8 protein-coding genes are annotated in these 10,050 nt (G+C 57.5%); 4 read left to right on the top strand and 4 right to left on the bottom strand.

Annotated elements, in window-relative coordinates; translation table 11 throughout:
- Window positions 1–143: 143 nt before the first annotated feature.
- From betA to speB, 4 genes are all read right to left on the bottom strand, one after another.
- Window positions 144–1,826, bottom strand: a complete 1,683-nt coding sequence (betA, locus tag L2A60_RS19050; protein WP_235706050.1) for a choline dehydrogenase — start codon at window positions 1,824–1,826, stop codon at window positions 144–146.
- 34 nt (window positions 1,827–1,860) lie between these two features.
- Entirely contained in the window at window positions 1,861–3,375 is a 1,515-nt protein-coding gene (locus tag L2A60_RS19045; protein WP_235706049.1) for a purine-cytosine permease family protein, read from the bottom strand.
- A gap of 98 nt (window positions 3,376–3,473) precedes the next feature.
- Window positions 3,474–4,982 (bottom strand): aldehyde dehydrogenase family protein, encoded by a 1,509-nt coding sequence (locus L2A60_RS19040; RefSeq protein ID WP_235706048.1) that lies wholly within the window; start codon window positions 4,980–4,982, stop codon window positions 3,474–3,476.
- 146 nt (window positions 4,983–5,128) lie between these two features.
- A complete protein-coding gene (speB, locus tag L2A60_RS19035) occupies window positions 5,129–6,100 on the bottom strand; it encodes an agmatinase (RefSeq protein ID WP_235706047.1) in 972 nt (323 codons plus the stop codon).
- Between the two features lie 96 nt (window positions 6,101–6,196).
- On the opposite strand from speB, the gene L2A60_RS19030 reads away from it, so the two are divergent.
- From L2A60_RS19030 to L2A60_RS19015, 4 genes are all read left to right on the top strand, one after another.
- Window positions 6,197–7,126, top strand: a complete 930-nt coding sequence (locus L2A60_RS19030; RefSeq protein WP_235706046.1) for a LysR family transcriptional regulator — start codon at window positions 6,197–6,199, stop codon at window positions 7,124–7,126.
- Window positions 7,127–7,361: 235 nt separating this feature from the next.
- The gene (locus L2A60_RS19025) at window positions 7,362–8,234 is read left to right on the top strand and encodes a metallophosphoesterase family protein (protein WP_235706045.1); all 873 of its coding nucleotides are present in this window, start codon (window positions 7,362–7,364) and stop codon (window positions 8,232–8,234) included.
- A 222-nt stretch (window positions 8,235–8,456) separates the two neighbouring features.
- Complete coding sequence (gene parS / locus L2A60_RS19020; RefSeq protein WP_235706044.1) at window positions 8,457–8,837, top strand: type II RES/Xre toxin-antitoxin system antitoxin; 381 nt, start codon at window positions 8,457–8,459, stop codon at window positions 8,835–8,837.
- Window positions 8,834–9,262 (top strand): RES family NAD+ phosphorylase, encoded by a 429-nt coding sequence (locus L2A60_RS19015; protein WP_262312746.1) that lies wholly within the window; start codon window positions 8,834–8,836, stop codon window positions 9,260–9,262. The genes parS and L2A60_RS19015 overlap by 4 nt, the downstream gene beginning before the upstream one ends.
- The last annotated feature ends 788 nt before the right edge of the window (window positions 9,263–10,050 follow it).

Genomic DNA, 10,050 nt, shown 5'->3' with positions numbered 1-10,050 from the left:
GCCGGCTCCGGATCTGATGGCATGATGTGGCAGCCTTTCGTGCTGACCACGGACAGAAGCATGATCCCGGCGACGAGATGATCACTCGGTGGACTTGACACCAAAAGGCCCATTACAGAAGCGCTACTGCTTACGCACGATCCTTATCGGTTCATACGGAGCGGTTCAGCCGGGCGTTGATAATGCTCCCACTTAGGAGCCAAACCGACAGGCACATTGGCAGCGACCAAAGGAGACTTGCCCTTCACCAGATCTGACGCCCGCTCTGCTAACATGATGGTAGGAGCGTTGAGATTTCCATTTGGCTCAGTTGGGAATACCGATGAATCGATCACGCGCAGGCCCTGTATGCCGCGCACACGCAATTCAGAATCGACCACGGCCATCTCGTCCTCACCCATTCTGCACGAACCGCAAGGATGCATCGTGCTTTCCATGTTGGCACGCACGAATGCGTCTATCTCGTCGTCTTTGACCACATTCGGCCCCGGCGCGAGCTCCACGTCCCGATACCGGTCCATGGCAGGCTGATTGATGATCTCACGCGTCAGCCGCACACAGCGCCGGAACCCTTCACGGTCTTCCTCGCGCTCCAGATAGTTGAAGCGGATTGACGGATATTCGAACGGGTCGGTCGACTGCACCCGCACATAACCTCGGCTCTTGGGTTTGTTGGGACCTGTCAACACCATAAAACCATGACCCTTGAAGGGTTTGTCACCGTCATAGCGCATGGCGGCTGGCAGGAAGTGAAACTGAATGTCGGGCCAGCGCAGACCTGCTTCAGAACGAATGAACCCGCCAGCTTCAAAATGGTTGCTGGCGCCCAGGCCATCCTTGAATAAAAGCCAGCGCAGCCCGATCATCGCCTTGCTGAACAAATCCATCTTCCCGTTCAGCGTGATGGGCTCCTTGCAAGCATATTGGATGTAGATCTCCGAATGATCCTGCAAGTTCTCCCCAACGCCCGGCAGGTCGTGAGCGACCTGGATACCAACCGATTGCAGAAGATTGCCCGGGCCGATGCCCGAGCGCTGCAACAGGTGTGGCGAGCCGATCGGGCCGGAAGCGACCAGCACTTCACGACGGCAGCGCATGGTCTGGCGTTGCCCTCCTTTCTCGTAGACAACGCCCACTGCCCGTTTACCCTTGATCAGGATCTGACGGGTCATCGCATGCGTGACAACGCTTAGATTGCTGCGCCGCATCGCGGGCCGCAAGTAAGCATTGGCCGTGGACCAGCGCACGCCATCCTTCACGGTCATGTGCATGGCGCCAAAGCCTTCCTGCATATAGCCGTTACAGTCATCCGTCTTGATGTAACCCGCTTCCAGGCCAGCGGCGATCCAGGCGCCATATAACGGGTTCTGCATGTTATTCCCGTTATTAGTGGCAAGCGGACCGCTTCCACCACGATATTCGTCGCCGCCGAACTTATAATTCTCAGCCCGCTTGAAATAGGGTAGACAGTTACGATATCCCCATTCCCGCGCACCCAGGCTTTCCCATTCGTCGAAATCATAGGCGTGACCGCGGATATAGACCAAGCCATTGATCGAGGACGACCCGCCGAGCACCTTGCCGCGTGGACAATGCAGACGGCGGCCGTCCAGATAGGGCTCCAACTCGGTTTCGTAGTGCCAGTTAAATCTCTTGGTATTCATTGGCACCGAGAAGGCACTCGGCATCTGGATGATGACGCTGCGATCACTACCGCCATATTCGAGCACCAGGACAGATACCGAAGGATCCTCGGTCAGCCGATTGGCCAAAACGCAACCGGCTGATCCGGCACCGACGATGATGTAATCGAATTCGTTTGACATGATCTTGCCTCAGATTATGAATGCGGGGAGGCCCTTACCAGCCATCTCCGGTGGTGAGATGCGGCGAATGTTCTTCGATGCGGCGAATGAATTCCCGTTCCTTTGGCAGGTCGTGCGACAGGCAGAGCAGGTAATAGGCGGTGCCGGAAACGATCAGCCCGACAAGCCAGGCCAAATCGATATTTCCCATCAGGCGGGACATTGGCCCGACGAAGACCGGATCCGGACCGTTATAGATACAGAAGAATGGGATCATCATGACAAAGCCAATCAGATAGGCGACTAAGCCGCGGCGTCCCCACAATCCATAGATATTGTCCTTTTGTGGCAGAAAAAAATGCGGAATCGCGTAGCGCCCTCTGCGGACAAAGAAATAATCTGTCAGATTGACTGCAGTCCAGGGCACAAGAAAATACAACATGACGACAAGATAGATGTTGAGAATCGATAATCCCGAACTGGATGAATTGATAAATATTGCAACACCCGACTGCAGGAGTACTACGAAGACAATGGCCCAGACGCGGACTTTGGGCGTTGGTTTCACCTTGAAAAACGAGTCCCAACCCGTAATGGCGGTAAGTTTAGCGCTATAGATATTCATGGCAATTACCGGCAGGAAGACGAGAATAGCCAACGCAACAACGAGCGCCCCCCCTCTCGTCCCGACGGCGGATCCAACGCTGTTCAGTGCGACCAGAATGTCCGCGGTGCCCAGATGCACACTCAGCCACCCGCCCAAGGCGATCATCCAGGCACCGGACAAGGAAGCCCCCAGGAACACGGCCAGGATCAAGAGGCCGCTGCGTGTGTGCTTGGGCAAGTAGCGCGTATAGTCCGAGACATAGGGAGCATAGGCGATATTATAGCTTGCACCTGCGGCGAACTGCGTAATGACTCCCGTCCAGTTGAACCCGAGAGCAGGCATAGGCTGAGCATGGATCCCGGCAGCACCCAATGCCCCCGGCAGCCAGCTTGTCATCACCGCCAAAGTGATAGCCCCGTAGAGGGGCAAAGAGACATAAAGCGACCACTTGAATGTCTTGTGTATCCAATCATGACCAAGGATCGCCAGAAGCATGGAGGGCACGGTCACAACGGCCACAACCATTATGGGCAACCAGTGGAACAGCGCGTTCAGACCCTGCATCATGAGCACGAGGTTCACGATGTTAAATCCGGCGAAGACAAATAAAGTCGCGAACAGAACGAGGATCACGCCTCTATACCCGAACTGGGCGCGCGACTGGATCATCTGCGGCAGGCCCAGATGCGGTCCTTGTGAGCCGTGAAAGGCCATAAACAAAGTGCCGAACATGATGCCGAGCGTTCCAGCAATTGCGGTCCACAAAGGATTCAGACCGACGCTGGGACCAACGAAGCCGATGGTTGTCGTAAAGAACGTGAAATTGCCTACGAACCAGAACGGCCCTTGCGTGGATAATTTGTCTCTTCGTTCGTTATGCGGTACGAAATCGATGGAACGACCTTCGATTTCCAGCTTCCCTGCGCTCGCGGCGGCAGAACTCACTTGTTGGCTCTTTTGCATTGTTCTCTCCCTTTTTTATGGCCTCTCGGACGGGGCCAAATGATTATTGAAACACAACGTCATTCACAGCTTCGCGGGATGCCGACTAACTAAGAAACTCATGGCAAGGTAATCCAAATCGCCTTCGTCTCGGTCAAGTAATCAAGCTGTTCGGGGCCAAGATCCTTGCCAAATCCTGAAGCCTTGAAGCCTCCAAACGGCATGCATGGATCGATCGTACTGTGCGCATTAACGTAGACTGTACCTGCATGCAGACGTGGAATAAGCGTATGGACACGCGACAGGTCATTCGAATAGATGGCGGCCGCCAGGCCAAAGGCAGAGTCGTTTGCCAATGAAACCGCATCATCCAACTTCTCAAAAGAACTGGTCACCAGAACAGGCCCGAAAATCTCTTCGCGCACGATCTTCATCTCGGGCTGGCATTTGGCGAAAATGGTGGGCTCAATGAAATAGCCTGGCCGGTCAAGGCTGCCCCCTCCATAAATCAACTCGGCCCCCTCGCACTGACCGGCCTCAATATACGAAGACACAACTTTCTTCTGTTGCGCCGACACCAGGGGGCCGATGAAGCAATCAGGGTCCAACCCAGGCGCGATCTTCAGAGTCCGAGTAACGGCGACCAGCTCTTCAAGGAACGCTTCATAGACCGTCTTCTGAACATAGACCCTTGTGCCCGCGTCGCAGACCTGCCCGGAGTTGAAAAACACGCCGTTGGCTACGGCAAGGGCAGCGCTACGCAGGTCTGCGTCATCAAGCACCAGGACAGGAGATTTCCCACCCAGCTCGAGCGTGACATGCTTGAAATTACCCACGGCGGTACGGCCGACTTCCCGCCCGACCGGTGTGGAACCCGTGAAAGTAACCTTGTTGATGCCGCGATGCGCCGACATGGCTGCGCCGACCACGCTGCCACGGCCCGTCACGATATTGACCACGCCGTCCGGAATGCCGGATTCCTGGACCAGTTCCCCGAAACGCAATGTCGAGAGCGATGTCAATTCCGCCGGCTTAACGATCGTCGTACAGCCGACGGCAAGGGCGGCCGCAAGCTTCCAGGCCATGGTCTGGAGCGGGAAATTCCAGGGTACGATGGCCGCGACCACGCCTAGCGGCTCCTTGCGGGTATAGGCCAGATAGTTCCCGGGCAGGGACGGCTCGACCGTGCGGCCGTGCAGCTTGGAGGGCCAACCGGCGAAATAGCGGAAGGTATCCATCGTGCCCTGGATGTCGATCTCCCTGGCGAATTTCACGGATTTACCCATGTCGATGGCTTCGAGCTCGGCAAGCTCCTCACCATGCTTCTCGATCAGATCCGCAAGCCGGTGTAGCAGGCGTTCGCGTTCGAGAGGCTTGAGGCGGCACCAAGCTCCCCCGTCGAATTGACGGCGCGCGGCTTCGACGGCTCGGTCGACATCTTCGGCCGTGCCAGAGGGTACGCGGGTTACGAGGCCGCCGGTGGACGGCTCGATAACGTCGAAGACTGCGCCATTGCCGCTGTCCACCCAGGCCCCGTTGATAAACATCTTCTGTGGCTTGGCCAGAAACCGCTGGGTGGCGTCGCTGATGTCATACTGCTTCAGATAATTGCGAACGCTTTTGTCCATATCTCGTCCTCCTTGGGGATCGGCCGTACGGGCAATCCATAGCTCGGTCGGTGTTGAATGGTGCCTTGCCACTCTTGTTTTCGTTCCTGCCCGCATCCGGTCCCGTATGACGCATGTCCGCTGCGGCGCAGGCATGCGTCATTTCGTCACTTCTTCCTGGCATGCATGATGCGGCCGATCAGGTTCATCAGCACTTGAGCGGCAAGGGTGGAGGTGGAACCGGAATGGTCGTAGTCAGGCGCGACCTCGACCAGATCGATGCCAACGACGGTGCCGCGCTTGGCCAGGGCGGCAAGAAGCTCCAGCACCTCGTAATAGATGAAGCCGCCGTGAGAAGGCGTGCCCGTTCCGGGAGCGATGGAGGGGTCGAAGCCATCAATATCGATGGTGACGTAGTAACGCGCGCCGACGGGGACACGGCCGACGACGGCGCCAGTCCCCAGGGCGCGTATCTGGCGGACCGACAGGATGTCTGACCCCATTGAACGCGCCGCCTCGTAGCCCTCACGGGTGGTCGAGGATACGTTGCGGATACCGAACTGGGACAACCCGCTTACATAAGGTTTCTCCGCCGCGCGCCGCATGGGGTTGCCATGGCCGTAGCGCACACCGTGGCGCACATCGACGAAGTCGAGGTGGGCGTCGATCTGCACGATATGGATGGGACCGTTGCGCGCACAATCCTCGTCGAAGGCGTTGATGCAGGGAATGTTGATGGAATGGTCGCCGCCCAGCACCACCGGCAGCGCGTTGGCGGCCAGGATCTTGCGCACACCGAACTCGATATTGGCGTGGCTCGCCTCCGTGTCCGTGTGCACGATATCGGCATCGCCAAGATCAACGATCTTCACTTCGTCGTTAGACAGGTATATAACGCCATCCTCATGGTCATAGGCGCCGTCATGACCGAACGAGAACAGGGTCGATGCCTCGCGGATCCCACGAGGTCCGAAACGCGCCCCAGCCCGCCATTGCGTGCCGCAATCGAAAGGCGCACCCAGGATGGCCACATCCGCATCAATGGCCTCCCAATCGGGACGGTAAGGATATTTCCCGAAGGTGCAAATACCGACAAACGGCAGATTCAGCCGCCCGGTATCGTAGGAATTGCTCACCATGAACCCCCGCCTTGCTATTGTGGGGGTGAACTGGCCTCGAATCTTCAGCTTAATAAATTTCTATGATTTGAAGTTTAGTTATGCTTTATTCAATGTATGCGCAGCCGCTCGTCTCAACGCGTCCTCGCCCTGTCTCTTAGCGATGTCGATCTGCGTCTGCTGCGGGTTTTTGCGACCATTGTCCACCACGGCGGTTTTTCGGCTGCCCAGGCCAGCCTCGGCATGACCCAGGCCACGATTTCAATCCATATGCGCGATTTGGAGGCGAGGCTAGGATTGCGGCTATGCGAAAGAGGGCGCAGTGGCTTCATCCTAACCGAGGAAGGCAGCCAGATTCATGCCGCAACACTCGAGCTTTTCGGTTCGATCGAACGATTTCAAAGCCGGCTGGGCGATGCTCAGGGTGAATTGTCAGGAACACTTCGATTCGGTCTGGTCGATGCGATGGTCAGCAATGGTGCCCTTAATCTGCCGGCCGCGCTGGCGGCGTTCCATCGTGCTGCTCCCCGCGTCAGGCTCGAGATCGACGTTGCTGCCCCTCAAGTCCTTCACCAGGGACTGCTGAACGGCGCCTACCAAGTCGTCCTGACACCGGAAACCGCCAGCACAACATCGCAATTCAGGGCGTGTAACGCCTTTTCCGAAGTTCAGAAGCTCTATTGCGGCCAGAAACATGCTTTGTTCAATCTTCCCAATGAGAGCATCACGCCAGAGATGCTCGAAACCCAGCCTTTTGCCAGACGCACCTATATGGCGGATGCGCCGATCTGCGGGGTAAATTTCGGGTGGTCCGCCGCGACACCGCATATGGAAGGCACGCTCCTTCTGCTTTTGACGGGCGTCTATATCGGCTTTCTCCCCGACCACTATGCCGAAGACGCGGTGAATAAGGGGCTTTTGCGGGCCATTTTGCCCAACGTCATGAGCTTCGAGGATATTTTCTATATAGCCTACCCACGCGAACGGCCCTCGCGCGCCGCGAAAACCCTCACTGATGCAATCCTTTTGACGCTCAAGCCCGGTTAATTTCTTGTAGGCACAAAGTGAAAATCATCAGCCTTCGGACCCCGTTCGAAACACCATCATTCTGGGAGACAGCCACCTCACCGCCTATCACCAAGCTGCGGCCCATTACAGGACGTGAAACTTGTCGTGCATGGGCATCACCATCGCAGCTATGAGGGCGAGACCAGTACCGGGATTCCGGTGCGCGGCCTCGGGATTGCCGAGCCGTGGTTGTGGGGGAATGGAGATGAGTGGAATGACGGTCGAGATTTCTGACTGGATCGATGTCCCGGATCTGAACCCGGATGGTCATGAATTCGTGATCGGCGATGTTCATGGGTTTGCCGGACCCTTTGAAGCCGTCCTGCGCGCGATGGGTGAGCGTGCAGCCGCGGCGGGTCAGGGCCATCTGACGCTGTTGGGCGACCTGATCGACAAAGGGCCGGATCATGTCGGGGCGCTGAAACTCGCCACACGGCCCGAGGAGACCTTGGGGTTCAGCGGCAAGACCCTTGTTGCCGGCAATCATGACCTGTTCCTGCTACTTCTTCTTGACTGGCAGAAGCAGCGAGAGGCTGAGATCGCTGCGAGGAAAGACGGATTGCACCGCTGGGATGAGCGGTCGTGCCGGGATATCTGGATCGACGGCAATGGCGGCCTGGCACTGTTCGAAGAACTGGCGATCGTGAATTGCGAAGACACCGCGCTGCTGCGACGTCGATTGATCGATCAGCTGGGCGAAACCGGTCTCGCGCAGATCGAAGGCATGGTCTCGCATCGCGATACCGGAAATCTGACGCTCACTCATGGCGGACCAGGGTGGGGTGTAAAAATTCCTCACCAGCGATGGTTTTCGATTCCGGTTCTGTGGACAGGGTTTATCGATGGATCCGAGCAGCACTACACTTGGGCACGCTGGTGGTGGACCCGCGAGCCGTTGAACGGGCGGATCATCATCCACGGCCATACACCTGAGCGGATCATCCACGGCGAACGGCATTGGCGGCCGGATCTGCACCGGATTGATGGCCAGCGTCTCGGTCTCGACGGTGCGGACTGGGAAGAGAGCGACCGCAAGGTAGTGGGCGCGGAGATCGAGGACGGAAGGTATCGGATTTACAGTAGCTGAGAGTGAAGAAATGAGGGAAAATCCTCACGACTCCCCTCATTCCTTTGGCCCAGATCTTGCGCTGATTCGCAGCGATTCCCTACCAAGCGTTGGATTTCATGGAAGAGGGCGGTTGACGGCAACCCACGTCGTTCATGCGAGAATATGGGTCCGCCCGGCGCCACCCTTGCAATTTGGCGATATGCCGCTATATCATCGGCATATCGCCAAGGAGTTTACGTCATGAATATAGCCATCACTGGTCTGGAGGCGGTTCGCGAGATTCGTGACGGCCTCCCAGTCGAACTGATCGATGAGGCGATTCGCGATGGTCTGGTGACGGCTGTGGAGGTGGATCAACTCGCCGTGCCTCGGAAGACGCTGGCACACCGCCGGCAGATCGGGCGCCTCTCTGTCGAACAATCGGATCGGTTTATCCGGTTGCTCAGGATCATCGCCACGGCGGAGGATGTTTTTGAAAGTCGCCAAAAGGCGGCAATCTGGCTGCGGCGCTCGACCACGGCCCTAGAAGGCCAGTCCCCACTCCAGCTCCTCGACACGGACGCCGGCACGCGCGAGGTCGAGTCCCTGCTTACCCGGATTGCCCACGGCGTCGCCGCTTGATCACGGCATGGCGAATTTCAAAACGGCGATACGCCGACTTGTCTGGCACCGGCGCCAAAACTACCGGCGGGCGATGGAATTCACCGGGTGTAGCGGTCGTTTATCTTGCCGACCATCCAGCCCTGGCGGCTCTTGAGGTCCGTGTTCACCTCGATCTGCCACCTGACCTGCTGCCCGACGACTATGTAATCATGAAAGTTGAGCTGCCCGACGAGCCGCCTGCAGAGATTGGTTCTGTTCCACCTGATACCAGAGAAGCAGGCGATAGCTGGGTAGCAGCTCAGCGGTCGGCGGTGCTGCGTGTGCCATCGATCATCGTGCCGCCCGCCGTCAATTATCTTCTAAACCCAATACATGCTAACGCAAAATACTCAAAAATCGTGTCTATCAATCAATTTTCTTTCGATGTGAGATTGTGGGACTAAGCTGCGTATTCCGACGAAGCCGGCCATGCCCGTTGGATCGGGTGAACCGGGAATTCCACGCAACTTGCCCCAACCGGCTCTGGGTCAGCGATTTCACCTATGGTGCGCCTCGTCCCGGATGGTCCGGGGTGCATATGACTGGAATGCGAAGGAGAAAGGAGGAATTGAACGAATGCCTTGCCCTCTGCTGTGAGGGGGCATGAGCCCAAGCGGCGGTGACCTGCCGTCAACTGGCAGGGTGACGTAGCCCGCAGGTAAAGGGGATTGAGGCGAAGCCGTTACGCCGAGATGGTCCCCGAGGCTGTAGCGCTGGAAGGCTGAGGAACACGAACCGGTTAATCCGCATCCGAGGGCTGAAATGTCGCCTTCGCCTACACGGCTTAACAGGCGGAATGCTGATGATGATGCCGGAGACGTAAGCCGGCGGCATCTGAATGCAGGGGGACAGGTATGCCGCCTGCAGGGAGTCATGGAGAGAACGCAGCCAGGCCATGACGTTGGCATCGACTTGCGGGACGCAAGGACAAGGACTGCGACCGGCAACCTCCCCAGCGCATGAAAGTCCAGCATATGAACGAGGGAAGGCATGATGGAATGCCAAGGGAGTTGGCCCCGATATCCATCATGCTGGCGGAGCCCCCGTAGTAGTCCGCGACAGGGAAAGCGTAAGCGCGCATTTCTCTGCACCAGCCTTGGGAGGGGGTCCTGTCCGTGCGGTGGAGCGCGACCGATAGGTCTGGGTCAGGCAGTGTTTTTAGTCTGGCCTGATTTGGCGAAGTTGAAGGGCA

Origin of the sequence: Acidiphilium iwatense (assembly GCF_021556475.1) — a bacterium.
Lineage (GTDB): Bacteria > Pseudomonadota > Alphaproteobacteria > Acetobacterales > Acetobacteraceae > Acidiphilium > Acidiphilium iwatense.
This window is presented reverse-complemented; position numbering and strand designations above follow the sequence as displayed.